At 70.5% G+C, this 23,090-nt stretch carries 22 protein-coding genes and 1 riboswitch; of the genes, 16 read left to right on the top strand and 6 right to left on the bottom strand.

Annotation, left to right across the window (positions count from 1 at the left end):
* Window positions 1–330: 330 nt before the first annotated feature.
* The 4 genes from E5S66_RS01950 to E5S66_RS01965 are packed head-to-tail and all read left to right on the top strand — an operon-like array spanning window position 331 to window position 5,436.
* Window positions 331–2,538, top strand: coding sequence for a primosomal protein N' (locus tag E5S66_RS01950; protein WP_138347045.1), 2,208 nt, complete (start codon window positions 331–333; stop codon window positions 2,536–2,538).
* A 54-nt stretch (window positions 2,539–2,592) separates the two neighbouring features.
* Window positions 2,593–3,534 carry a transaldolase gene (gene tal / locus E5S66_RS01955; protein ID WP_138347047.1) on the top strand — a complete coding sequence of 314 codons (942 nt, stop codon included), beginning with the start codon at window positions 2,593–2,595 and terminating at the stop codon, window positions 3,532–3,534.
* A 10-nt stretch (window positions 3,535–3,544) separates the two neighbouring features.
* A complete protein-coding gene (locus E5S66_RS01960) occupies window positions 3,545–4,816 on the top strand; it encodes an NAD(P)/FAD-dependent oxidoreductase (protein ID WP_138347796.1) in 1,272 nt (423 codons plus the stop codon).
* Window positions 4,817–4,821: 5 nt separating this feature from the next.
* Window positions 4,822–5,436 (top strand): trimeric intracellular cation channel family protein, encoded by a 615-nt coding sequence (locus tag E5S66_RS01965; protein ID WP_028840004.1) that lies wholly within the window; start codon window positions 4,822–4,824, stop codon window positions 5,434–5,436.
* A gap of 71 nt (window positions 5,437–5,507) precedes the next feature.
* Here E5S66_RS01965 and rpoH read toward each other — a convergent pair whose 3' ends face one another.
* Window positions 5,508–6,386: an RNA polymerase sigma factor RpoH gene (gene rpoH, locus E5S66_RS01970; protein ID WP_138347049.1), complete on the bottom strand. Its 879-nt coding sequence runs from the start codon at window positions 6,384–6,386 to the stop codon at window positions 5,508–5,510.
* A 190-nt stretch (window positions 6,387–6,576) separates the two neighbouring features.
* Window positions 6,577–6,678, top strand: a riboswitch (TPP riboswitch).
* Between the two features lie 72 nt (window positions 6,679–6,750).
* On the opposite strand from rpoH, the gene thiC reads away from it, so the two are divergent.
* From thiC to thiD, 6 genes are read left to right on the top strand one after another with little or no spacing between them, the layout of a single operon-like run.
* Window positions 6,751–8,571 (top strand): phosphomethylpyrimidine synthase ThiC, encoded by a 1,821-nt coding sequence (gene thiC, locus E5S66_RS01975; RefSeq protein ID WP_138347051.1) that lies wholly within the window; start codon window positions 6,751–6,753, stop codon window positions 8,569–8,571.
* Window positions 8,568–9,536, top strand: coding sequence for an FAD-dependent oxidoreductase (locus E5S66_RS01980; protein ID WP_138347053.1), 969 nt, complete (start codon window positions 8,568–8,570; stop codon window positions 9,534–9,536). Before thiC ends, E5S66_RS01980 begins: the two co-directional genes overlap by 4 nt.
* Window positions 9,536–9,733, top strand: a complete 198-nt coding sequence (gene thiS / locus E5S66_RS01985; RefSeq protein ID WP_138347055.1) for a sulfur carrier protein ThiS — start codon at window positions 9,536–9,538, stop codon at window positions 9,731–9,733. The genes E5S66_RS01980 and thiS overlap by 1 nt, the downstream gene beginning before the upstream one ends.
* A gap of 1 nt (window position 9,734) precedes the next feature.
* A complete protein-coding gene (locus E5S66_RS01990; RefSeq protein ID WP_138347057.1) occupies window positions 9,735–10,505 on the top strand; it encodes a thiazole synthase in 771 nt (256 codons plus the stop codon).
* Window positions 10,502–11,110, top strand: a complete 609-nt coding sequence (locus E5S66_RS01995) for a thiamine phosphate synthase (RefSeq protein ID WP_138347059.1) — start codon at window positions 10,502–10,504, stop codon at window positions 11,108–11,110. The genes E5S66_RS01990 and E5S66_RS01995 overlap by 4 nt, the downstream gene beginning before the upstream one ends.
* Window positions 11,107–11,859 (top strand): bifunctional hydroxymethylpyrimidine kinase/phosphomethylpyrimidine kinase, encoded by a 753-nt coding sequence (gene thiD, locus E5S66_RS02000; protein ID WP_138347061.1) that lies wholly within the window; start codon window positions 11,107–11,109, stop codon window positions 11,857–11,859. The genes E5S66_RS01995 and thiD overlap by 4 nt, the downstream gene beginning before the upstream one ends.
* Here thiD and ung read toward each other — a convergent pair.
* The 3 genes from ung to ubiE are packed head-to-tail and all read right to left on the bottom strand — an operon-like array spanning window position 11,846 to window position 13,530.
* Window positions 11,846–12,556 carry a uracil-DNA glycosylase gene (gene ung / locus E5S66_RS02005; protein WP_138347063.1) on the bottom strand — a complete coding sequence of 237 codons (711 nt, stop codon included), beginning with the start codon at window positions 12,554–12,556 and terminating at the stop codon, window positions 11,846–11,848. The genes thiD and ung overlap by 14 nt on opposite strands.
* 19 nt (window positions 12,557–12,575) lie before the next feature.
* Window positions 12,576–12,764 (bottom strand): hypothetical protein, encoded by a 189-nt coding sequence (locus E5S66_RS02010; protein WP_138347065.1) that lies wholly within the window; start codon window positions 12,762–12,764, stop codon window positions 12,576–12,578.
* A 4-nt stretch (window positions 12,765–12,768) separates the two neighbouring features.
* Entirely contained in the window at window positions 12,769–13,530 is a 762-nt protein-coding gene (gene ubiE / locus E5S66_RS02015) for a bifunctional demethylmenaquinone methyltransferase/2-methoxy-6-polyprenyl-1,4-benzoquinol methylase UbiE (protein WP_138347067.1), read from the bottom strand.
* A 90-nt stretch (window positions 13,531–13,620) separates the two neighbouring features.
* On the opposite strand from ubiE, the gene E5S66_RS02020 reads away from it, so the two are divergent.
* Complete coding sequence (locus E5S66_RS02020) at window positions 13,621–15,297, top strand: GspE/PulE family protein (RefSeq protein ID WP_138347069.1); 1,677 nt, start codon at window positions 13,621–13,623, stop codon at window positions 15,295–15,297.
* Between the two features lie 26 nt (window positions 15,298–15,323).
* Window positions 15,324–16,142, top strand: a complete 819-nt coding sequence (locus tag E5S66_RS02025) for a D-hexose-6-phosphate mutarotase (RefSeq protein ID WP_138347071.1) — start codon at window positions 15,324–15,326, stop codon at window positions 16,140–16,142.
* A gap of 55 nt (window positions 16,143–16,197) precedes the next feature.
* Here the strand turns inward: E5S66_RS02025 and rho are convergent, their stop codons facing one another.
* Together rho and trxA are read right to left on the bottom strand one after the other, a co-directional pair.
* Window positions 16,198–17,940, bottom strand: coding sequence for a transcription termination factor Rho (rho, locus tag E5S66_RS02030; protein ID WP_138347072.1), 1,743 nt, complete (start codon window positions 17,938–17,940; stop codon window positions 16,198–16,200).
* A 316-nt stretch (window positions 17,941–18,256) separates the two neighbouring features.
* On the bottom strand, window positions 18,257–18,583 hold the full coding sequence (trxA, locus tag E5S66_RS02035; protein ID WP_028839864.1) for a thioredoxin: 327 nt from the start codon (window positions 18,581–18,583) through the stop codon (window positions 18,257–18,259).
* 208 nt (window positions 18,584–18,791) lie between these two features.
* Between trxA and rhlB the strand changes: the two genes are divergently transcribed.
* The 4 genes from rhlB to E5S66_RS02055 all read left to right on the top strand — a co-directional run bounded on the left by rhlB (window position 18,792) and on the right by E5S66_RS02055 (window position 23,068).
* A complete protein-coding gene (rhlB, locus tag E5S66_RS02040; protein WP_138347074.1) occupies window positions 18,792–20,516 on the top strand; it encodes an ATP-dependent RNA helicase RhlB in 1,725 nt (574 codons plus the stop codon).
* A gap of 75 nt (window positions 20,517–20,591) precedes the next feature.
* Window positions 20,592–21,281 carry a cell division ATP-binding protein FtsE gene (ftsE, locus tag E5S66_RS02045; RefSeq protein WP_138347076.1) on the top strand — a complete coding sequence of 230 codons (690 nt, stop codon included), beginning with the start codon at window positions 20,592–20,594 and terminating at the stop codon, window positions 21,279–21,281.
* The gene (gene ftsX / locus E5S66_RS02050) at window positions 21,274–22,236 is read left to right on the top strand and encodes a permease-like cell division protein FtsX (protein WP_138347078.1); all 963 of its coding nucleotides are present in this window, start codon (window positions 21,274–21,276) and stop codon (window positions 22,234–22,236) included. Before ftsE ends, ftsX begins: the two co-directional genes overlap by 8 nt.
* A gap of 1 nt (window position 22,237) precedes the next feature.
* Window positions 22,238–23,068: a response regulator gene (locus E5S66_RS02055; protein WP_038053843.1), complete on the top strand. Its 831-nt coding sequence runs from the start codon at window positions 22,238–22,240 to the stop codon at window positions 23,066–23,068.
* Window positions 23,069–23,090 lie beyond the last annotated feature (22 nt).

Below are 23,090 nucleotides of genomic sequence, written 5' to 3' on the forward strand. Positions count from 1 at the left end.
GCGGGTGGAGCAGTTGTGCACAGCCGTGAAGAAGCGGTCACAAATGTCGGTTTCACGTTAACGGCGCATGTCCAAGGCCCCGTGTTCCACGGATAAGTCGATGTTTATGAAGGGAATTATGAATGTGGCGATTTTTTGTCCACGGGCGGGAAAGGGCGCTGTGGCGGCCCTTGCGCAGGCATGGCCGGGCCCCATGCACAGACTTATCCACAGTCGATGTGGATAAGCACGCTTTCCGAGCAATAACAGCCACTTGCGTGGATGACGTAAGTGCGTGGTCAGGTATGCGCCGCAACCTGAACAGATGCCGGCGGGGCTAGACTTGCCGCGATGACCGTTTCCGCGACCCTGCGCGTGGCCCTGCCGGTGCCGCTGCCGCGTCTGTTCGACTACCTTCCGCCGCCCGGCCTCGACGCCTCCGCGGTGGCGGTGGGCGCGCGGCTGCGGGTGCCGTTCGGCCAGCGCGAGGTCTGCGGGCTGGTGGTCGGGCACGGACAGGCGGAACCGGGCGTCGAGCTGCGCGCCGCGCTGGCGGCGCCGGATGCCGCGCCGCTGCTGCAGGGCGAACTGCTGGCCTCGCTGCGCTGGCTGGCCGGCTACCTGCATGCGCCGCTGGGGGAAGTGCTGGCGGCCGCCCTGCCGGCCGCGCTGCGGCGCGGCGAGCCGCTGCCGGACATCATCCGATACGGCTGGGTGCTGAACGAAGCAGGGCGCACCGCGCTGGCGGCGATGCGCGCGGGCAAACCGAAGGCGCTGGCCATGCTGCTGGCCGAAACGCGCGCCGAGGACTGGCTGGACGAAACCTCGCCGGGCTGGCGCGCGCCGTTGCGCACGCTGCGCGAGCGCGGGCTGGTCGAACGGGTGGAGTTGGGCGAAACGGGGTCAGGTTCACTTCCTTGTGGAAGTGAACCTGACCCCGTTTCGGTTTCTTTCTCCCCCAATACCGAGCAGCAGCTCGCCATCGACGCGATCCGCGCTGCCGACGGCTTCGCCCCGTTCCTGCTCGACGGCGTGACCGGCAGCGGCAAGACCGAGGTCTATCTGCAGGCGATCGCCGACTGCCTGGCGCACGGCCGGCAGGCGCTGGTGCTGGTGCCGGAAATCGGCCTGACCCCGCAGGCGCTGACCCGCTTCCGCGCCCGCCTCGGCGTGCCGGTGCACGCGCTGCATTCCGGCCTCAACGACAACGAACGCGCCGCGACCTGGCTGGCCGCCGCCAGCGGGCAGGCGCGGGTGATCGTGGGCACCCGCTCGGCGGTGTTCGTGCCGCTGCCGGAGGCCGGCCTGATCGTGGTCGACGAGGAACACGACGGCAGCTACAAGCAGTTCGACGGCATCCGCTACCACGCCCGCGACTTCGCCATCGTGCGCGCCCGCGCGCTGGCCGTGCCGGTGCTGCTGGGCAGCGCCACGCCGTCGCTGGAAACGCTGCACAACGCGCGCTGCGGGCGTTACGAGCTGCTGCGGCTGCGCCAGCGCGCCGGCGCTGCCCGGCCGCCGCAGGTGCGGGTACTGGACGTGCGCAAGCGCCCGCTGCAGGCCGGCCTGTCCGAGGAGTCACTGGCTGCGATCCGCGCCGCGCTGGACGCGGGCGGGCAGGTGCTGGTGTTCCGCAACCGCCGCGGCTATGCGCCGGTGCTGCTCTGCCACGACTGCGGCTGGAGCGCGCACTGCCCGCGCTGCAGCACCCCGGAACGGCCTACCGCGATGACCGTGCATGCCCACGGCAAACGCCTGCAGTGCCACCACTGCGGCCACCGCCGGCCGTCGCCGCCGGCCTGTCCGGACTGCGCCAGCCTGGCGCTGCAGCCGCAGGGCAACGGCACCGAGCGGATCGAGGCCGAACTGCAGGCGCGCTTCGACGACGTGCCGGTGATCCGCATCGACCGCGGCAGCACCGGCCAGCGCGACGGCCTGCAGAAGCACTTCGATGCGCTGGGCAACCAGCCCGGCATCCTGATCGGCACCCAGATGCTGGCCAAGGGCCATGACCTCGGCAATCTGGTGCTGGTGGTAGTGGTGGGGATCGACGAGGGCCTGTTCTCGGCCGATTTCCGCAGCGGCGAGAAGCTCGCCCAGCTGCTGATCCAGGTGGCCGGCCGCGCCGGCCGCGCCGAGCGTCCGGGCACGGTGCTGCTGCAGACCCACCACCCCGAGCATCTGCTGCTGCAGACGCTGGTGAACGGCGGCTACCACGTCTTCGCCGACGGCGAGCTGGCGCTGCGGGAAGCCGCCGGGTTCCCGCCGTTCGCCCATCTCGCCCTGCTGCGCGCCGAGGCCAAGCAGGCCGAACATCCGCTGCAATTCCTGCAGCTGGCGAAGACGCTGCTGGAGGGCGGCGGGATCGAGGTGCACGGCCCGCTGCCGGCACCGATGCCGCGCCGCGCCGGCTACGTGCGTTCGCAGCTGCTGCTGGCCGCGCCGGCGCGCGCCGCCCTGCACGCCGCCCTGGACGCGGCGGTGCCCGCGCTGTACGTCGCGCCGGACGCCCGGCGGGTGCGCTGGTCGCTGGATGTCGATCCGCTGGACCTGTACTGATCCTTCGCGGCCGCAGTCCTACAATGCGGAGCCCCATGCCGCACCGGACCGTCCGTGAAGTCCCAGCTTGAACAGCTCCGCACGCATTCCGCCGTGGTCGCCGACACCGGCGACATCGAGGCCATCGCCCGCTTCATGCCGATGGACGCCACCACCAATCCGTCGCTGTTGCTGAAGGCCGCGGCGCTGCCGGCCTACGCCCCGCAGCTGGCGGCCAGTGCCGCGGCGGCCGGCGGCGACGACCCGGTCGGCGACGCCTGCGACCGGCTGGCGGTGGCGATCGGCAGCGAGATCGTCAAGCTGATCCCCGGCCGCGTGTCCACCGAGGTCGATGCGCGCCTGAGCTTCGATACCGAGGCCACCGTGGCCAAGGCGCGGCGGCTGGTGCGGCTGTACGCCGACGCCGGTATCGGCAGCGACCGCCTGCTGATCAAGATCGCCGCCACCTGGGAAGGCATCCGCGCCGCCGAGCAGCTGCAGCGGGAAGGCATCCACTGCAACCTGACCCTGCTGTTCTCGTTCGCGCAGGCGGTGGCCTGCGCCGAGGCCGGCGTCTATCTGGTTTCGCCCTTCGTCGGCCGCATCCTCGACTGGCACCTGGCCAACGGCATGGCGCCGCCGGCCACGCCGCAGGACGACCCCGGCGTGCAGTCGGTCACGCGCATCTGGCAGTACTACAAGCAGCACGGCTACGACACCGTGGTGATGGGCGCCAGCTTCCGCAACACCGGCCAGGTGCTGGCGCTGGCCGGCTGCGACCGGCTGACCATTTCCCCCGAACTGCTGGCCGAACTGGAGCGCTCGGACGCCCCGGTGGCGCGCGCGCTGGACGACGAGGGCAACCGTCTGGTGCCGCCCGCGGCGCTGGACGAGGCCGGCTTCCGCGCCCGCCACGACGAGGACGCGATGGCGCGCGAGAAGCTGGAGGAAGGCATCCGCAAGTTCGCCGCCGACCAGCAGCAGCTGGAAGCGCTGCTGGCGGCGCAGCTTGGCTGACGCCGCGGCGATGGCGGCGCGGCCGCGGGTGGTGATCGTCGGCGGCGGTTTCGCCGGCCTGTGGGCGGCGCGCGCGCTGGCGTCGGCGCCGGTGGAGATCGTGCTGGTGGATCGCGGCAACCACCACCTGTTCCAGCCGCTGCTTTATCAGGTTGCCACCGCCGGCCTGTCGGCACCCGACATCGCCGCGCCGCTGCGGCACATCCTGCGAAGCCAGCGCAACGTGGAGGTGCGGATGGCCACGGTCACCGCCATCGACGCCGCCGGCAAGCGCATCGCGCTGGAGGATGGCGCCACCCTCGGCTTCGACTTCCTGCTGCTGGCCAGCGGCGCCACCCACGCCTATTTCGGCCACGAGCAGTGGGCGCAGCACGCGCCGGGCCTGAAGACGCTGGACGACGCGCTGGACCTGCGCCGCAAGCTCCTGCTGGCGTTCGAACGCGCCGAAGCGGCCAGCGACCCGGCCGAACGCGCCGCATGGCTCAGCTTCGCCATCGTCGGCGGCGGCCCCACCGGGGTGGAGCTGGCCGGCACGCTGGCGGAGATCGCCCGGCACACGCTGAAGGACGAGTTCCGCAACATCGATCCCGCCAGTGCGCGGGTGCGCCTGGTCGAGGCCGGCCCGCGGGTGTTGGCGACGTTTCCGCAGGCGCTGTCGGAGCAGGCGCAGCGGCAGCTGGAGAAGCTCGGCGTGGAAGTCTCGCTGGGCACGCCGGTCAGCGACATCAACGCTGATGGCTACACGCTGGGCGATGCCTTCGTGCCGGCGAAAACCGTGGTCTGGGCGGCGGGCGTGGCGGCCTCGAAGCTGGGCGCAATGCCGGGCGTGCCGCTGGATCGCGCCGGCCGGGTGCAGGTGCGCCCGGATCTGGGCGTGCCGGGGTATCCGCACATCTTCGTCGCCGGCGACCTTGCCGCCCTGGCGCAGGCCGATGGCAGGCCGGTGCCCGGAGTGGCGCCGGCGGCCAAGCAGATGGGCCGCTACGTGGCGCAGGTGATCCGGGCGCGGCTGGCGGGGCAGGCGCCGCCGCCGCCGTTCGCCTATCGCGACTACGGCAACCTGGCCACCATCGGCCGCATGGCGGCGGTGGTGGATCTCGGCCGGCTGCGCTTCTCCGGCCTGCCGGCGTGGTGGTTCTGGCTGCTGATGCACGTGTTCTTCCTGATCGGTTTCCGCAACCGGCTGGTGGTGCTGCTCAACTGGTGGTGGGCGTACTGGAGCTACCAGCGCGGGGCGCGGATCATCCTCGGCAACGGCCGCGATCCGTCGGCACCGGAGTGAACACCATGTCCACCCTGCTGCTCGTGTTCGACCTGATCGGCACCTTCGTGTTCGCGCTCAGCGGCGCCACCCTGGCGGTGCGGCAGCGGCTGGACCTGTTCGGGGTGCTGGTGCTGTCCTGCGCGGCGGCGGTGTCCGGCGGCATCGTCCGCGATGTGCTGATCGGCGCGCACCCGCCGGCCGCGCTGGCCGACTGGCGCTATCTGGTCACGGCGATGCTGGCCGGGCTGGCGACGTTTCGCTGGCATGGCGCGATCGAGCGCCTGCGCAATCCGGTGCAGCTGTTCGACGCCGCCGGCCTGGCGCTGTTCGCGGTGCTCGGCACCGGCAAGGCGCTGGCGTTCGGGCTGTCGCCGTTCGCGGCGACCCTGCTGGGGATGACCACCGGCATCGGCGGCGGCATCGCCCGCGACGTGCTGGTGGCACGGGTGCCGGTGGTGCTGCAGGCCGAGCTGTACGCGGTGGCCGCGCTGGCCGGCGGCGGCGTGGTGGCGCTGGCCGCCGTGCTGCAGCTGCCGCAGCAGCCGGCGATGGTGGTCGGCGCGCTGGCCTGCTTCGGCCTGCGCTGGATGGCCTTGCGCCACGGCTGGCGGCTGCCGGTGGCGCGCGCGCGCGAGTAGTTGCGTCTTCTCGCCAAACAAAACGGCCCGGATCGCTCCGGGCCGTTCGTGTTTTCAACGATGCGCTTGGCTTACGCCGCGAACAGCGCCTTCATCTTCTTCAGCGCATTGGCCTCGATCTGGCGGATGCGTTCGGCGGACACGCCGTATTCGTCGGCCAGTTCCTGCAGGGTGACCTTGTTGTCGGCGTCCAGCCAGCGGCGCTTGATGATGTCGCGCGAACGGGCATCGAGGCGGGCCATGCCCTCGCGCAGCACCTCCAGCTGGTCGGCTTCGCTGTCGGCGGATTCGTAGGCGGCGGCGGGATCGGCGTCGTGGGCAACCAGGTAGTTCACCGGTGCCGGCGGGGCGTGGTCATCGTCGGCGTCGTCGGGCGCATCGAATCCGATGTCGCGGCCGGACAGGCGCGACTCCATTTCCAGCACTTCGCGCTCGGACACGTTCAGGTCCTTCGCCACCACCCGCACTTCTTCGGCGTTGAGCCAGCCCAGCCGGGTCTTGCTCTTGCGCAGGTTGAAGAACAGCTTGCGCTGCGCCTTGGTGGTGGCCACCTTGACGATGCGCCAGTTCTTGATGATGAACTCGTGCATCTCGGCGCGGATCCAGTGCACCGCGAAGCTGACCAGGCGCACACCCACGCTGGGGTCGAAGCGCTTGACCGCCTTCATCAGGCCGATGTTGCCTTCCTGGATCAGGTCGCCCAGCTGCAGGCCGTAGCCGCTGTAGCCGCGGGCCACGTGGACCACGAAGCGCAGGTGCGACAGGATCAGCTCCTGCGCGGCGGCGATGTCGTTGTCTTCGCGCAGGCGATGGGCCAGGCGCTGCTCGTCCTCCACCGACAGCACCGGGATCTGGTGCACGCCGCTGATGTAGGCCTCCAGCGAGCCCATGGCGCTGGGGATCGGCAGGTTGTTGGCGACAAGCGCGGTGGACGTCATGGTTTCCCTCATGGATTCGATTCTAGCAGTCGCCATTTGTGACTGCTGTTCACGCCGGTAGTTCACAGTCGTTTCACGGTTGGAACAATGGCAGCAGGCTTCCGTTCAGGAAATCCCGACCTATCCGGACGAACTGGGGACGGATTCGCGGCCTGCAAGCCCGACGCGCGCTTGACAGCATGCAGGCGCGCCTCGATCCTGCGCCCATTCCGAGGGGAGCCCCGTACGGGGCTGAGAAAGCGTCGAGCTGACCCTTGCACCTGATCCGGGTCATGCCGGCGTAGGAACGGAAGAAACCCTGCAGTGCCGGCCGGCACTGCCTGCCGTTGCATCGTCCAATCCCCGGATCTCCCGCCGTTTCACGAGGAGGAGATCCATGCCAGCACCCGACACTCGTCCGGGCACCGTCACCACCGGCCCGATCCGCGGCTCGCGCAAGGTCTATCTGTCGCCCCCCGGCCATCCCGGCCTGCGGGTGCCGCTGCGCGAGATCGCCCTGGACGACCCGCAGACGCCGCGGCTGTACCTGTACGACACCTCCGGCCCGTACGCCGAGGACGGCGTCGCCATCGACCTGGCCGCCGGGCTGCCTGCGCTGCGCGAAAGCTGGCTGGCGCAGCGCGGTTTCGAAGTCGTCGAAGGCCGCGCGGTGCGCCCGGAGGACAACGGTTTCGCCAGCGACGAGCGGCTGGTCGCGCCCTGCCCGGCGGCGCGCACCCTGCGCCGCGGCCACGTCGGGCAGCCGGTGACGCAGCTGGAGTTCGCCCGCGCCGGCATCGTCACCGAGGAAATGGTGTACGCCGCCCATCGCGAAAACCTCGGCCGCATCGCCGCCAGCGACGAGGAAGAGCGGCGGCTGGCCGAAGGCGAATCCTTCGGCGCCGCGCTGCCGGCGCTGGTGACGCCGGAGTTCGTGCGCGACGAGATCGCCCGCGGCCGCGCCATCCTGCCGGCCAACATCAACCATCCCGAACTCGAACCGATGGTGATCGGGCGCAACTTCCTGGTGAAGGTGAACGCCAACATCGGCAACTCGGCGCTGTCCTCCGGCGTGGCCGAGGAAGTGGAGAAGCTGGTGTGGTCGATCCGCTGGGGCGCGGACACGGTGATGGACCTGTCCACCGGCCGCAACATCCACAACCTGCGCAGCTGGATCCTGCGCAACGCGCCGGTGCCGATCGGCACGGTGCCGCTGTACCAGGCGCTGGAGAAAGTCGGCGGCGACCCCGCGCGGCTGGACTGGGAGGTGTTCAAGGACACCCTGATCGAACAGGCCGAGCAGGGCGTGGACTATTTCACCATCCACGCCGGCGTGCGGCTGGCGCACGTGCCGCTGACCTCGAAGCGGGTGACGGGCATTGTTTCCCGCGGTGGCTCGATCATGGCGCGCTGGTGCCTGACCTACCACCGCGAGAACTTCCTGTACGAACGCTTCGACGAGATCTGCGAGATCCTGCGCCGCTATGACGTGGCGTTCTCGCTGGGCGACGGCCTGCGTCCCGGCAGCATCGCCGACGCCAACGACGCCGCCCAGTTCGCCGAGCTCGACACCCTTGGCGAACTGACGAAAGTGGCCTGGGACAAGGGCTGCCAGGTGATGGTGGAAGGCCCCGGCCACGTGCCGATGCACAGGATCCGCGACAACATGACGCGCCAGCTGGAGGTCTGCAGCGACGCGCCGTTCTACACGCTCGGCCCGCTGACCACCGACGCCGCGCCCGGCCACGACCATCTGACTTCCGCGATCGGCGCGGCGATGATCGGCTGGTTCGGCACCGCCATGCTCTGCTACGTGACGCCGAAGGAACACCTCGGTCTGCCCGACCGCGACGACGTCAAGACCGGCGTGATCAGCTACAAGATCGCCGCCCACGCCGCCGACCTGGCCAAGGGCCACCCGGCCGCGCAGGCGCACGACGACGCGCTGTCGCGGGCGCGCTTCGCGTTCCGCTGGGAGGACCAGTTCAACCTCTCGCTGGATCCCGACACCGCGCGCGCCTACCACGACGCCACCCTGCCCAAGGACGCGCACAAGAGCGCGCACTTCTGCTCGATGTGCGGGCCGAAGTTCTGCTCGATGAAACTCAGCCACGAGCTGCGCGGCGATGCCGAAGCGGGGATGCAGGCGAAGGCGGAGGAGTTCGTCGCCGGCGGCGGTGCGTTGTACGTGGATGCGCCGGCGGACCTGCCGGCATGAGCGCGCGCATCCGCGTGCTCGGCGCAGGCGTGGCCGGGCTGGCGGCGGCGCTGGAACTGGCGCAGGCCGGTGCCGAGGTGGAGGTGCTGGAAATCGGCGCGCAGCCCGGCGGCGACGGCGCCAGCCCCTTTGCCGGCGGCATGCTGGCGCCGTGGTGCGAATGCGTCAGCGCCGAGCCCCTCGTCGCAGAACTCGGCCGGCAGGCGCTGGACTGGTGGCCGCGGCAGTTCGACGGCACCGTCCGCAACGGCACGCTGGTGCTGGCCGCGGCGCGCGATGTCGGCGAGCTGGAGGCCTTCGCCCATCGCAGCGACAACTACCGCAGGCTGGCCGGCGACGGCATCGCCGCGCTGGAACCGGATCTGGCCGGACGCTTCCGCCACGGCCTGTTGTTCGCCGACGAAGCGCACCTCGACCCGCGCGCGGCGCTGGCGGCGCTGGCGCTTCGGCTGGAAGAACTGGGCGTTGCGGTTCGCTACGGCGTCGATGCACGCGGGCAGGCCGACGACGGCCGCATCGTGCTGGACTGCCGCGGCTACGCCGCCCGCGACCGCCTGCCGGAGCTGCGCGGCGTGCGCGGCGAAATGCTGCTGCTGCACTGCGAGGCCATGCGTTTCGCGCGCCCGATCCGGCTGCTGCATCCGCGCGGCATGCATTACCTGGTGCCGCGCGGCGACGGCCTGTACATGCTCGGCGGCAGCATGCTGGAAAGCGATGATGCCGGCGCGATCAGCGCGCGCTCGCTGATGGAGCTGCTCAACGCCGCCTACGCGCTGCATCCGGCGCTGGCCGAAGCGCGCATCGTCGAGCTGGGCCATGGCCTGCGCCCGGCCTTCCCCGACAACCTGCCGCGGCTGGAACAGCGCGATGGTCGCTGGCATCTCAACGGGCTGTTCCGCCACGGCTACCTGCTGGCGCCGGCGCTGGCGCGGCAGGCCGCCGCGCGCCTGCTGGAGGTGGCGTGATGCAGCTGCTCGTGAACGGCGAAACCCGCCGGGTCGAAGCCGCCACGCTGGTGCAGGCGCTGCTGGAACTGGGCTATCGCGACGCGCATGTCGCCACCGCGCTCAACGGCGTGTTCGTGCCCGCCGGCCAACGCGCGGCGCAGGCGCTGGGCGAGGGCGATGCATTGGAAATCCTCGCCCCGATGCAGGGAGGTTGAAATGCAGGTGTACGACGTCGAAATTGGTTCGCGGCTGTGGCTGGGCAGCGCCCGCTATCCCTCGCCGGCAATCCTGGCCGAGGCGGTGCGCGGCGCGGGCTGCGACGTGGTGACGGTCTCGCTGCGTCGCGAAAACGCGCAGGCCGGCGCCGGGCAGGCGTTCTGGGCGCTGATCCGCGACCTCGGCGTGCGCGTGCTGCCCAATACCGCCGGCTGCCACTCGGTGAAGGAGGCGGTGACCACCGCGCAGATGGCGCGCGAGGTGTTCGACACCGGCTGGATCAAGCTGGAGGTGCTGGGCGCCGGCGAGCTGCTGCAGCCGGACGTGTTCGGGCTGGTGGAAGCGGCGCGGCTCCTGTCCGACGACGGCTTCCAGGTGTTCCCGTACACCACCGCCGACCTCGGCGTGGCCGAACGCCTGCTCGACGCCGGCTGCAGGGTGCTGATGCCGTGGGGCGCGCCGATCGGCAGCGGCCGCGGGCTGGCCGACCCGTTCGCGCTGCGCGCGCTGCGTGCACGCTTCCCCGATATTCCGCTGGTGGTCGATGCCGGCCTGGGCCTGCCTTCGCACGCGGCGATGGCGATGGAGCTGGGCTTCGATGCGGTGCTGGCCAATACCGCGGTGGCGCTGGCCGCCGACCCGGTGCGGATGGCGCGCGCGTTCGCCGATGCGGTGTGCGCCGGTGCCGCCGCGCATGCCGCGGGACCGATGCCGGTGCGCGACTTCGCCGAGGCTTCCACCCCGGTCATCGGCCAGGCCTGGCGCGCATGAACCGGCTCGATCCGTTCTACCCGGTCCTCGACAGCGCCGCCTGGGTGCAGCGCCTGCTGCCGCTGGGCGTCCGGCTGGTGCAGCTGCGGATCAAGGACGCGGCAGGCGAACACCTGCGGGCGGAGATCGGCAATGCACTGGCCGCCTGTCGCGCGCACGCCGCGCAGCTGGTGGTCAACGATCACTGGCGGCTGGCGTTGGACGCCGGCGCGGACTTCGTCCACCTCGGCCAGGAAGATCTGCAGGATGCCGATCTGCCGATGCTGCGCCGGCGCGGCGTGCGGCTCGGCATCAGCACCCACAGCGAGGCCGAACTGGAGCGCGCGCTGGCGCTGGCGCCGGACTACATCGCGCTGGGCCCGGTATATCCCACCACGCTGAAGCGGATGCCGTGGTCGCCGCAGGGCCTGCCGCGTCTTGGCGAGTGGAAAAGCCAGATCGGCGCGCTGCCGCTGGTGGCGATCGGGGGGATCACCCTGGAGCGCGCGCCGGGTTGTTTCGATGCCGGCGCCGACGCGGTGGCGATGGTCAGCGACATCATCCGTCACCCGGATCCCGACGCCCGCACCACCGCCTGGCTGCAGGCCACGCGGGCGCGGGCATGAAACCGCTGGCGCTGAGCATCGCCGGCTCCGATTCCTGCGGCGGCGCCGGGCTGCAGGCGGACCTGGCCGCCTTCGCCGCGCTGGGCGTGCGCGGGGCCACCGCGATCACCGCGGTGACCGCGCAGAGCCGCAGCGGCGTGCACGCAGTGCAGGTGTTGCCCGCGGCGCTGGTGCGCGATCAGATCGATGCGGTGTTCGAGGAGGAGCCGGTGCGCGCGGTCAAGCTGGGCATGCTGGCGGAAGCGTCGATCATCGAAGCGGTGGCGGCCAGCCTGCGCCAGCATCGCGCGCGCGCGGTGATCATCGATCCGGTGATGATCGCCAGCTCCGGTGCGCGGCTGCTGCGCGCGGATGCGGTGGTCGCGCTGCGCCGCGAACTGCTGCCGCTGGCCGACTGCCTGACCCCCAACCTCGACGAGGCCGCCGCGCTGCTGGACGTGCCGCGCGCGCAGGACGAGGCGCAGATGCTGGAGCAGGGCCGCGCGCTGCTGGCGCTGGGGCCGCGCGCGGTGCTGATGAAGGGCGGCCACGCGCCGCTGGCGGAGGCGGTGGACCTGCTAGTGCAGCCGCGGGCGGTGCAGCGTTTCGCGGCGCCGTGGATCATCGGTGCCGATGGCCACGGCAGCGGCTGCACGCTGTCGGCGGCGGTGGCGGCAGGGCTGGCGCTGGGCGATGGATTGGAGGTGGCGGTGGGCGCTGCCAAGCGCCATCTGGGCCGCTGGCTGGGCGAGCGTTTCAGGCCGTTGTAAGCAGCGCCCGCGGCGGCAGCGACCAGTCGATCGGGGTCTTTCCGCAGCGGGCCAGGTACTGGTTGGCGGCGGAGAAATGCCCGCAGCCGAGGAAACCGCGATGCGCCGACAGCGGCGAGGGGTGCGGCGCCTTCAGCACGCGGTGGCGGCGGCCGTCGATTACCGCGCCCTTTTTCTGCGCGTAGCTGCCCCAGAGCAGGAACACCAGACCTTCGCGCTCGCGGTTGAGCACGTCCACCACATGGTCGGTGAAGCCTTCCCAGCCGCGGCCCTGGTGGCTTCCGGGCTTGCCGTCCTCCACCGTCAGCACGCTGTTGAGCAGCAGCACGCCGCGCTGTGCCCACGGCAGCAGGCAGCCGTGATCGGGGCGGAGGAAGCCGGTATCGCGCTCCAGTTCCTTGTAGATGTTCAGCAGCGACGGCGGCACCGGCACGCCGGGTGGCACCGAGAAGCACAACCCGTGCGCCTGCCCGGCGCCGTGATACGGGTCCTGGCCGAGGATGACCACCTTCACCGCGTCGAACGGGGTGGCGTCGAAGGCCGCGAAGATGTCCCGGCCGGGCGGGTAGATGCGCGCGCCGGCGGCCTTGCGCTGGCGCAGGAAGGCAGACAGCGCGCGCATGTCCTCGCGCGCGAACCACTCGCCCACGCGCGCCTTCCAGCTCGGCTCGAGTTGCAGCGCGGCGGCGGCGTCCATCGTGTCCAAACCGGCGCGATCAGATCACGCCGCGCTTCTTTTCGAACAGGAAATACGCCAGCCCCAGCGCCGCGCCGATCGCCAGTGACGACAACCAGCCCAGCGGGCTCAGCCACTTCACCAGCCCGGCCAGCAGTACGCCCAGCAGCACGAACTGCGAATAGCGCCAAGGGCTGTCGCGGAAATTCTTCAGTTCCGGGCCGGCCATCGGCTCAGACCTTGTAGCCGGTGTGGATGGCGACGATGCCGGCGCTCATGTTGCGGAAGCTGCAGCGCGCAAGCCCGGCCGCTTCCATCATCGCCTTCAGTTCGCGCTGCGGCGGATGCTTGCGGATCGACTCGGCCAGGTACTGGTAGCTCTCGGCGTCGCCGGCGAACAGGCTGCCCAGCTTCGGCAGCACCTTGAACGAATGGAAGTCGTAGATCGGCCTGAACCACTCGGCCTGCACTTCGGAAAACTCCAGCACCCGCGCCTGCCCGCCGGGGCGCAGCACCCGCGCGATCTCGCGCAGCGCGGCGTCCTTGTCGGTCACGTTGCGCAGGCCGAAGGCCATCGTCACCAGGTCGAAGCTGGCGTCGGGAAAGGGCAGGCTTTCGGCGTTGCACTGCACGTACTCGAAGCCGCGCACATTGCCGCGGTCGGTCATGCGGTCGCGGCCGACGCGCAGCATGTCGCCGTTGATGTCGCCCAGCACCAGTTCGCCGGACTCGCCGACGCGATCCTTCAGCAGCGCGGCGATGTCGCCGGTGCCGCCGGCCAGATCCAGCACGCGGTCGCCCTTGCGCACCTGGGTGGTGGCGACGAAGAAGCGCTTCCACAGCCGGTGGATGCCCAGGCTCATGGCATCGTTCATCAGGTCGTACTTGCCCGCCACCGAGGTGAACACCTCGGCGACCAGCTTCTGCTTCTGGGCCACCGGCACGTCGCGAAAACCGAAGTGGGTGGTGCCGGGCTTGTCCTGGGCTGTATCCATGGCGGGGATTATCGCACCATGGATTGACCCCGATCATGCCCGCCGGCCGCCGCCCGGCGAGAATGATCCCGACCGCCGCCGGAGCCCGCCATGCAATCACCCGATTCGCACCAGCCGCCGCTGATTGCCGATGACCGCGCACTGGAGGCCTACATGGCCGACGTGCACGGCAAGAACTTCGCGTCGCGGCGCGACGGCGGGATCGAACTGGCGGACTGGCTGGCCAGTGGCGACGACGCCGAGGAGCGCAGCTATCGCCACGCCCAGCAGCTGGGCCTGCCGCTGGTGCGGCTGCCCGAGGTGGCGGTGGACCCGAAGGTGGCGGCGCTGCTGCGGCCAGAGCAGGCGCGCCAGCTGCGGGTGGTGCCGCTGCGCCTGCACAACGGCCTGCTGGCCGCGGCGATGGAAGACCCCACCAGCCAGCAGGCGCTGGCCGCGCTGGAGTTCGCCACCGCCCACCACGTGCTGCCGATGGTGGCCAGCGCGCGCGGCATCCGCGAGTCCATCGCGCACAGCTACGACCTGGCCGAAGACCGCGAAACCGTGCGCCAGCTCGGCCTGGATCCGCACGCGGTCGTCATCGAAAGCGAGGCGGAAGCGAACCGGCTGGCGCGCGAGCAGCCGATCGTGCGGCTGGTGCACGGCCTGATCGCCGATGCGGTGGCGCGCCGCGCCTCCGACATCCACCTGCGCCCGGGCGAACACGACACCGACGTGCTGTTCCGCATCGACGACGAGCTGGTGCCGGTGCGCAGCCTGATGCGCGCGCTGCATCCGGCCGCGATCAGCCGGATCAAGGTGCTGGGCGCGATGAACCTGGCCGAACACCGGTTGCCGCAGGATGGACGCACCAGCTTCGTGCTCGAAACCGGCGGCAAGGTCGACCTGCGCATCTCGGTGCTGCCGACGGTGAACGGCGAAAGCGCGGTGGTGCGCCTGCTGGACCCGCGCGAGAGCCTGTGGAACCTCGACCAGCTGGGCCTGAGCGAGGCCGACCGGCTGCGCGTGGACGACGTGATGACGCGCAGCCACGGCATGTTCCTGACCACCGGCCCCACCGGCTGCGGCAAGTCCACCACCCTGTACGCGATGCTGCTGGAGATGCGCAAGCAGCGCATCAACATCCTCACCATCGAGGACCCGGTGGAATTCCACATCAGCGAAATTCAGCAGATGCAGGTCAACCGCGCCGCTGGCTTCACCTTCGCCAGCGCGATGCGCAACTTCCTGCGCCATGACCCGGACGTGATCATGGTGGGCGAGATCCGCGACCGTGAAACCGCCGCCATCGCGGTGGAAAGCGCGCTCACCGGCCACCTGATGCTCAGCACGCTGCACACCAACACCGCGGCGACCACCGTCACCCGCCTGCTGGACCTGGGCGTGGAGCCCTACCTGCTGCGCGCCAGCCTGCTGGCGGTGATGTCGCAGCGGCTGGTGCGGCTGACCTGCGCGCACTGCCGTGAAGTCGAGCAGGTGCCGGCGCGCATCCGCGAAGCGCTGGGCGTGGGCGCCGACGAAATTTTCCACGCTGGCCGCGGCTGTGCGCATTGCGAGGGGCTGGGCGTGCACGGCCGGCGCGCGGTCTACGAACTGCTGGTGATGAGCCTGCGCCTGCGCGAGCTGGTGGTGCCGGGCGCAGAGGCCGACACGATCCACCGTGTCGCGGTGGAGGAGGGCATGGTGCCGATCACCCAGGCCGCGGTGGCCCTGGCGCGCAGCGGCGTGATCTCGCTGTCGGAAGCCTGGCGGGTGCGCGCGGACTGAGCGCGCCTGCGTGCGACACTGCGCGCATGCACATCGACACCGTTTCCTTCCGCGGCACGCCCTGCATCCGCCTCCAGACCGAAGGCGCCACTGCAATGGTTTCCCTGCACGGTGCACAAGTGCTGTCGTGGATGCCGGCCGATGGCCGTGAGCGCCTGTTCCTGTCCGAACGCGCCGTGTTCGACGGCAGCGCCGCGATCCGCGGCGGCATCCCGGTGATCTTTCCGCAGTTCGGCGAGCGCGGCGCGGGCCATCGGCACGGCTTCGCCCGCAACCGCGCGTGGACGTTCGCGGGCGTGGAAAACGAAGCAGCCGTGTTCACGCTGGCCGGCGACGGCAGCAACGCCGACTGGCCGTACCCCTTCCTTGCCCGCCTGCGCATCGGCCTGGGCGCCGGGCGGCTGCGGGTGGCGCTGGAGGTCGACAACACCGGCGCTACGCCGTTCGCGTTCACCGCCGCCCTGCACAGCTACCTGCGCGTGGACGACATCGTCCTTGTTGCCATCGAAGGCCTGCAGGGCTGCGATTACGAAGACAGCGCGGCCGGCGGCACCCTGCATCGCCAGCATGACTACGAAGTCACGTTCGACAGCGAGACCGACCGCATCTACAACGACGTGGTCGCGCCGCTGGCGCTGCTGGAGGGCGCGCACCGGCTCGACATCGAACAGGACGGCTTCGGCGACGTGGTGGTGTGGAACCCGGGTGAGCAGCTGTGCGCGCGCATCGCCGACCTTGCGCCGGACGACTGGAAACGTTTCGCCTGCATCGAGGCCGCGCAGGTGCTGCAGCCGGTGGTGCTGGGGCCTGGCGAAACCTGGCGCGGCGGCCAGGCGCTCGGCTAGAACGCAAAACGCCCCGCATCACTGTGGGGCGTTCCGTTTGCATCGCTGCGCGGGCCTACTTGCGCATAGAGCCGAAGAACTCGTCGTTGGACTTGGTGTTCTTCATCTTGTCGAGCAGGAACTCCATCGCCGCGATCTCGTCCATCGGGTGCAGCAGCTTGCGCAGGATCCAGATCTTCTGCAGCAGGTCCGGTTCGATCAGGTAGTCCTCGCGGCGGGTGCCGGACTGGTTGACGTTGATCGCCGGGTAGACGCGTTTCTCGGTGATGCGGCGGTCCAGGTGCACTTCGCTGTTGCCGGTGCCCTTGAACTCTTCGTAGATCACCTTGTCCATCGCGCTGCCGGTGTCGACCAGCGCGGTGGCGATGATGGTCAGGCTGCCGCCTTCCTCGACGTTGCGGGCGGCGCCGAAGAAGCGCTTCGGCCGGTGCATGGCATTGGAATCCACGCCGCCGGTCAGGACCTTGCCGCTGCTCGGCATCACGTTGTTGTAGGCGCGGGCCAGGCGGGTGATCGAGTCGAGCAGGATCACCACGTCCTTCTTGTGCTCGACCAGGCGCTTGGCGCGCTCGATGACCATTTCGGCCACCTGCACGTGGCGCGCGGCCGGCTCGTCGAAGGTCGAGGAGATGACCTCGCCGCGCACGGTGCGCTGCATTTCGGTCACTTCTTCCGGACGCTCGTCGATCAGCAGGACGATCAGGTGCACGTCGGGGTGGTTGTAGGTGATCGCGCTGGCGATCTGCTGCATCATCATCGTCTTGCCGGCCTTCGGCGGGCTGACGATCAGGGCGCGCTGGCCCTTGCCCTGCGGGGCCATGAGGTCAAGGATGCGGCCGGTGATGTCCTCGCTGGAACCATCGCCGCGCTCCAGCTTGAAGCGCTTGCGCGGGAACAGCGGGGTGAGGTTCTCGAACAGGGTCTTGTTCTTCGACGCCTCGATCGGCTCGCCGTTGATGGTGTCGACGATGTTCAGCGCGAAGTAGCGCTCGCCGTCCTTGGGCCAGCGGATGCGGCCGGAGACGTGGTCGCCGGTGCGCAGGTTGAAGCGGCGGATCTGCGACGGGCTGATGTAGGTGTCGTCGGGGCCGGCCAGGTAGCTGGCCTCGGCCGCGCGCAGGAAGCCGAAGCCGTCGGGCAGGATTTCCAGCACGCCGTCGGCCTGCACGCCCTCGCCGTGGCGGGTCAGCACCTTCAGGATCGCGAAGATGATGTCCTGCTTGCGCGCGCGGGCCACGCCCTCGCTGATCTGCAGCTGGTCGGCGATTTCCAGCAGCTTGTGCGCGGGCGAGCGCTTGAGATCGCCCAGCGAATAGATGGGGAAGCCTTCCGGCACCTGCGGATGCGGGCGCGGGACGAAGTTCTCGCCGTTGCCGCCCTCGTCGGACATGCCGCCGTCACGCGGGCGGTCGCGCTGGCGATCGCGGCGATTCTTGAAGCGATCGCGGCGGCTGTTGCGCTGGCCGCCCTCATGCGACTGGCCGCCGTCCTGGTCGGCTTGCCCGCCTTGCCCGCCGCTATCGCCCTGCTGTCGGTTGCCTTCGCGCGGCCTGTCACCGCGTGCCGGCTGTGGTGCGGAATCGGTGGCGGGGTGCGGCGTGGGGGCCGGCGGCGACGCGGGCTGCGCGGGCGCCATCGGTGCGCTCGCGGCCGGGGCTGCTACGGGTGCCGGCGCGGGTGTCGCTACGGGCGGCAGCGCGATCTCGGATTGCTCGGGGGTGCGCGGCTTGGCCACGCGGGGTTTGCGCACGCGCTTTTCGGCGACTTCGCCGCTGGCGTCGTTGGGGGTATCGGACAAGGGAAACCTCGCTTGCGTTGCGAGCGCCCGCAGGGGCGGGCGGATCGTCGGGAATGATTCGGATCGGGAGTGGATCAGAAGGGGTGCGGCGCGCCGTAGAGGGGACGGAGCAGCGCCGGATGGTGTGAAACGCTAGCACTGCCGCGGCCTGCCATGCAAGCGGCGGGCGCTGGCGGGTTCAGTTACGGCGGCGGCCCGCGATGGGAATCACGTTGTTGCCGGCGTGTTCGACGCGGGTCAGGAAGCCTGCGGGCGGGACGGTGCTCGCCGGATGGCGCCGGTCAAGGAGGTGACCGGCGCATTGGCGGAGCGGGGCTCAGATCGCCTTGTCGATCATCTGCGCCAGCTGGGCCTTGCCCACCGCGCCGATCTGGGTGGCCTGCACCTGGCCGCCCTTGAACAGCAGCAGCATCGGGATGCTGCGCACGTGGTACTTCAGCGCGGTCTGCTGGTTCTGGTCGACGTCGACCTTGACGATCTTCGCCTTGCCGGCGTAATCGGCGGCCAGCTGGTCCAGCGCCGGGGCGATCATCTTGCACGGGCCGCACCAGGGCGCCCAGAAGTCCACCAGCACCGGCTGGTCGGAGGCCAGGACGTGGCTGTCGAAATCGGCATCGGTGGCGTGCAGGACGGTATCGCTCATGTCGTCTCCAGAGGGTTGCGGGGCGCGGCAGGCCGCGCCGGTGTTAGACTTGGGAGGTTGCGCCGGTTTTTTCAAGGCGCCGTGCCGGGAACGACCAGCCCCGGAATTGTCCCGGCAGTCTGCGTGGCTGCCCTCCATTCATGCAAGTGGCGAAGTGCAACGCGGCGTTCTGGAACCGTGTGCCTGCCACCTTCCGAGGCAGACACCCGTGTCCGACAAGCCGCTTACCGACATCACCTTTTCCACCTTCGATCTCCACCCCGACCTGCTGGCCGGGCTGGAAGGCGCCGGCTTCACCCGCTGCACCCCCATCCAGGCGATGACCCTGCCGGTGGCGCTGCCCGGCGGCGACGTTGCCGGCCAGGCGCAGACCGGCACCGGCAAGACCCTGGCCTTCCTGGTCACCGTCATCAATCGCCTGCTGACCCGGCCGGCGCTGGCCGACCGCAAGCCGGAGGATCCGCGCGCGCTGATCCTGGCCCCCACCCGCGAGCTGGCGATCCAGATCCACAAGGACGCGGTGAAGTTCGCCTCCGACCTCGGACTGAAGTTCGCGCTGGTGTACGGCGGCGTGGACTACGACAAGCAGCGCGAGCTGCTGCAGGCCGGCGCCGACGTGATCATCGCCACCCCCGGCCGGCTGATCGACTACGTCAAGCAGCACAAGGTGGTCAGCCTGCATGCGTGCGAGATCTGCGTGCTGGACGAGGCCGACCGCATGTTCGACCTCGGCTTCATCAAGGACATCCGCTTCCTGCTGCGGCGCATGCCGGAGCGCGGCACCCGCCAGACCCTGCTGTTCTCCGCCACCTTGAGCCACCGCGTGCTGGAGCTGGCCTACGAGCACATGAACGAGCCGCAGAAGCTGGTGGTGGAAACCGAGCACATCACCGCGGCGAAGGTGCGGCAGCGGCTTTATTACCCTTCCGACGAAGAGAAGATCCCGCTGCTGATCGGCCTGCTGTCGCGCAGCGAAGGCGCGCGCACCATGGTGTTCGTCAACACCAAGGCGTTCGTGGAGCGCGTCGCGCGTGCGCTGGAGCGCGCCGGCTACCGCGTCGGCGTGCTGTCCGGCGACGTGCCGCAGAAGAAGCGCGAATCACTGCTGAAGAAATTCCAGGCCGGCCAGCTGGAACTGCTGGTGGCCACCGACGTGGCGGCGCGCGGCTTGCACATCGATGGCGTGTCGCACGTCTACAACTACGACCTGCCGTTCGATGCCGAGGACTACGTGCACCGCATCGGCCGCACCGCGCGCCTCGGCGCCGAGGGCGATGCGATCAGCTTCGCCTGCGAGCGCTACGGCATGTCGTTGCCCGATATCGAGGCCTACATCGACCAGAAGATCCCGGGCGAACACGTCACCCCGGAAATGCTGGTCGCGCTGCCGCGCAAGCCGCGCGAGGGCGTGGAGGCGAACGCCGAGGACGGCGAGAGCATCGGCGAGATCTTCAAGGAAGTGCGCGAGGCGCGCGCCGCCGAGGATGCCAAGCGTGGCGGTGGCCGCGGTGGTCGCAGCGCCGGTGGGCGTTCCGGCGAGCGCAGCGGAAGTGGCGAGCGTCGCAGCGGCGAGAGCCGTGGCCCGCGTCCGCCGCGCGACACGTCCGTCAGGAGCGGGCGCGCGGAAGGCGATGCCGTCGCCGCTCCGAAGCCCGCAGTTGCGCAAACACAGACGGCCGTGGCCGAAGGCGATGCGCCGGCACGCAAGCGCCGCCGGCGCCGCGGCGGGCGTCCGCTGGAGGGCGCCGAGGGCGCAGTGCCGGCACAGGCGGCCGCGCCGCAGCAGCCGGCCAAGCCGGCGGCGCCGAAGTACGTGCCGGCGAACAAGTCCGCCGCTGCCGCAGCGCCCGCCGCCGACAAGTCCTCGCTGTTCAGCCGCATCGGCCGCGGACTGAAGTCGCTGGTGACCCGCTCGCCCAGCAAGCAGCACTGAGCCGGCGCGCCCGTGCTGGCCGCTGGCGCCGGCTCGGGCGATACTGCCGGTCCGTTCGCATCGTCCATTCCACGCATGCCGGTTTTGCGGTTCGACAACGTCAGCAAGCTCTACCCCGGCGGCCAGCCCGCGCTGTCCGAGGTGAGCTTCGCCGTGGATGCGGGAGAAATGCTGTTCGTCACCGGCCATTCCGGTGCCGGCAAGAGCACGCTGCTGAAGCTGATCCAGCTGGCCGAGCGGCCCAGCCGCGGCGCGGTGCTGTTCGACGAACGCAACCTGGCCAAGGTCCGCGGCGGGCGCATCGCCGCGCATCGCCGCAACGTCGGCGTGGTCTACCAGAACCACCAGCTGCTGATGGACCGCAGCGTCGCCGACAATGTCGCGCTGCCGCTGGTGCTGCGCGGCATGAAGCGCGCCGAGATCGGCAAGCGGGTGCGTTCGATCCTCGGCCGGGTGGGGCTGGAGGCGCGCGCCAACGCGCTGCCGACGCAGCTGTCGGCCGGCGAGCAGCAGCGCGTCGGCATCGCCCGCGCGGTGGTGGCCGAACCGCCGCTGCTGGTTGCCGACGAGCCGACCGGCAACCTCGATCCCACCCTGTCGGCCGAGATCATGGCGCTGTTCGCCTCCCTGCCCGAACGCGGCACCAGCGTGCTGATCGCCAGCCACGACCTGGCGCTGGTCAAGCGCATGCGCAGGCGCGTGCTGGTGCTGGAGCACGGCCGGCTGACCGACGACATCGCCCCGGAGGACCTGGCCGATGGCTAAGCCGGGCAACCAGCGGGTCGAGCAGCTGCATTCCAGCCGCGCTGGCGCGTGGCTGGAACACCATGGCTACAGCGTGGTCGCCAGCCTGGGCCGGCTGCTGCGCAAGCCGTGGGCCAGCCTGCTCACGATCGGGGTGATGGCGCTGGCGCTGGCGCTGCCGCTGGGCCTGTGGGTGGTGCTGGACAACGTGCAGCGGCTGGGCGGGCAGGTGCAGGCCGCGCGCGAGGTGACGGTGTTCCTGCAGCCGGGCATCGACGCGGCGAAGGCGGAGGCGCTGGCCGCGGTGCTGCGCGCGCGCAGCGATGTCGCTTCGGTCGAGCGGGTGGCGCCGGAGCAAGCTTTGGCGCAGCTGCGCCAGCGCGACGACCTGGCCGCGGCCATCGATGCGCTGGGCGAAGACGCCGCGCGCGCGGCGCTGCCGCAGGCGCTGCGGGTGGTTCCGCGCGCAGACGAGCACGCGTTGGTGCAGGCGGCGCAGGCCCTGCCCGAAACCGACCGCGTGCAGCACGACGCGCGCTGGCGCGAGCGCCTGCAGGCGTGGCTGGGTTTCGGCGCGCGGGTGGTGCAGGTGCTGGCTGCGCTGCTGGGACTGGGTGCGCTGCTGGTGGTCGGCAACACCGTGCGCCTGGACATCCAGTCGCGACGCGAGGAAATCGGCGTGCTGCAACTGCTCGGCGCCAGCGACGGTTTCGTGCGTCGCCCGTTCCTCTACCTCGGCATCTGGTACGGGCTGTCCGCCGGCGCGCTGGCGCTGGGCATCCTGACCCTGGCATGGATGGCGCTGCAGGCGCCGCTGGCAGCGCTGGCCACCCGCTATGGCAGCAGCTTCGCGCTGCAGGGCCTGGATCCGCTGGCCGCCGCCTGCGTGCTGGCCGGCGCAGGCCTGCTGGGCTGGCTCGGGGCGGGTGTTGTCACCGGGCACTATCTGCGGCAGGCCCGCCCACGGGAGCATTGAGATGGCCGAGAAACAGGATCTGCGCCACGTGGTCAGCGACGCGCCGCGGGTGATGGTGGTCGATGGCAGCAAGCTGGTGCGCAAGCTGGTGGGCGACACCCTGGCGAAAGAGCTGCCGGGCGCGCAGGTGCTCGGCTGTTCCAGCATCGCCGAGGCGCGCAAGGCGCTGGCAGAGGGCGCGGTCGATCTGGTCACCACCGCGCTGGTGCTGCCCGACGGCGACGGTCTTGCGCTGGCGCGCAGCGTGCGCGAAGCGTCCGGACAGAGCTACGTCCCCGTGATCGTGATTTCCGGCAATGCCCAGGAAGCGCTGGAGACGCGCGCCTTCACCGAGGACATCACCGACTACTTCGACAAGTCGCTGGGGCAGACCGCGCTGGCCGCGTTCATCCGCGGCTACGTGCAGCCGGCGCCGATCGAGGGCGCGCGGGTGCTGTACGTGGAGGACAGCCGGGTGGTGGCGGTGGCGACCAAGCGCATGCTGGAGCGCCACGGCATGCAGGTGCTGCACGTGATCAGTGCCGAGGACGCGCTGGAGCACCTGCACAAGTTCTTCGGCCGCAAGGACGGCGACGTGGGCGCCGACGTGGTGCTCAGCGACGTGTACCTGAAAGGCGCGCTCAGCGGGCGCGAACTGCTCAACCAGATCCGCGACGTCTTCCACTACGGCAAGCGCCGCCTGCCGATGGTGATGATGACCGGCGACGACAACCGCGACAACCAGGCCGCGCTGCTGCGCGACGGCGCCAACGACCTGGTGCTGAAGCCGATCGAGGAGCGCCTGCTGGTGACCAAGGTGCTGTTCCAGCTGCGGCTGTCGAAGCTGGGTTGAAGACCGGAAAGAGGGCGTTGCC

The organism is Thermomonas fusca, assembly GCF_005862345.1.
In the GTDB taxonomy this organism is placed as follows: domain Bacteria; phylum Pseudomonadota; class Gammaproteobacteria; order Xanthomonadales; family Xanthomonadaceae; genus Thermomonas; species Thermomonas fusca.

Coding starts and splice junctions, on each gene's coding strand:
- E5S66_RS01995 (WP_138347059.1), top strand. CDS start 10,502: ATGAACCGGCTCGATCCGTTCTACCCGGTCCTCGACAGCGCCGCCTGG.
- ftsX (WP_138347078.1), top strand. CDS start 21,274: ATGGCTAAGCCGGGCAACCAGCGGGTCGAGCAGCTGCATTCCAGCCGC.
- E5S66_RS02055 (WP_038053843.1), top strand. CDS start 22,238: ATGGCCGAGAAACAGGATCTGCGCCACGTGGTCAGCGACGCGCCGCGG.
- rpoH (WP_138347049.1), bottom strand. CDS start 6,386: ATGAGGGAAACCATGACGTCCACCGCGCTTGTCGCCAACAACCTGCCG.
- ung (WP_138347063.1), bottom strand. CDS start 12,556: ATGGACGCCGCCGCCGCGCTGCAACTCGAGCCGAGCTGGAAGGCGCGC.
- E5S66_RS02010 (WP_138347065.1), bottom strand. CDS start 12,764: ATGGCCGGCCCGGAACTGAAGAATTTCCGCGACAGCCCTTGGCGCTAT.
- thiD (WP_138347061.1), top strand. CDS start 11,107: ATGAAACCGCTGGCGCTGAGCATCGCCGGCTCCGATTCCTGCGGCGGC.
- E5S66_RS01960 (WP_138347796.1), top strand. CDS start 3,545: ATGGCGGCGCGGCCGCGGGTGGTGATCGTCGGCGGCGGTTTCGCCGGC.
- E5S66_RS01990 (WP_138347057.1), top strand. CDS start 9,735: ATGCAGGTGTACGACGTCGAAATTGGTTCGCGGCTGTGGCTGGGCAGC.
- E5S66_RS01950 (WP_138347045.1), top strand. CDS start 331: ATGACCGTTTCCGCGACCCTGCGCGTGGCCCTGCCGGTGCCGCTGCCG.
- E5S66_RS02025 (WP_138347071.1), top strand. CDS start 15,324: ATGCACATCGACACCGTTTCCTTCCGCGGCACGCCCTGCATCCGCCTC.
- E5S66_RS01980 (WP_138347053.1), top strand. CDS start 8,568: ATGAGCGCGCGCATCCGCGTGCTCGGCGCAGGCGTGGCCGGGCTGGCG.
- E5S66_RS02020 (WP_138347069.1), top strand. CDS start 13,621: ATGCAATCACCCGATTCGCACCAGCCGCCGCTGATTGCCGATGACCGC.
- E5S66_RS01965 (WP_028840004.1), top strand. CDS start 4,822: ATGTCCACCCTGCTGCTCGTGTTCGACCTGATCGGCACCTTCGTGTTC.
- trxA (WP_028839864.1), bottom strand. CDS start 18,583: ATGAGCGATACCGTCCTGCACGCCACCGATGCCGATTTCGACAGCCAC.
- ubiE (WP_138347067.1), bottom strand. CDS start 13,530: ATGGATACAGCCCAGGACAAGCCCGGCACCACCCACTTCGGTTTTCGC.
- ftsE (WP_138347076.1), top strand. CDS start 20,592: ATGCCGGTTTTGCGGTTCGACAACGTCAGCAAGCTCTACCCCGGCGGC.
- thiC (WP_138347051.1), top strand. CDS start 6,751: ATGCCAGCACCCGACACTCGTCCGGGCACCGTCACCACCGGCCCGATC.
- thiS (WP_138347055.1), top strand. CDS start 9,536: ATGCAGCTGCTCGTGAACGGCGAAACCCGCCGGGTCGAAGCCGCCACG.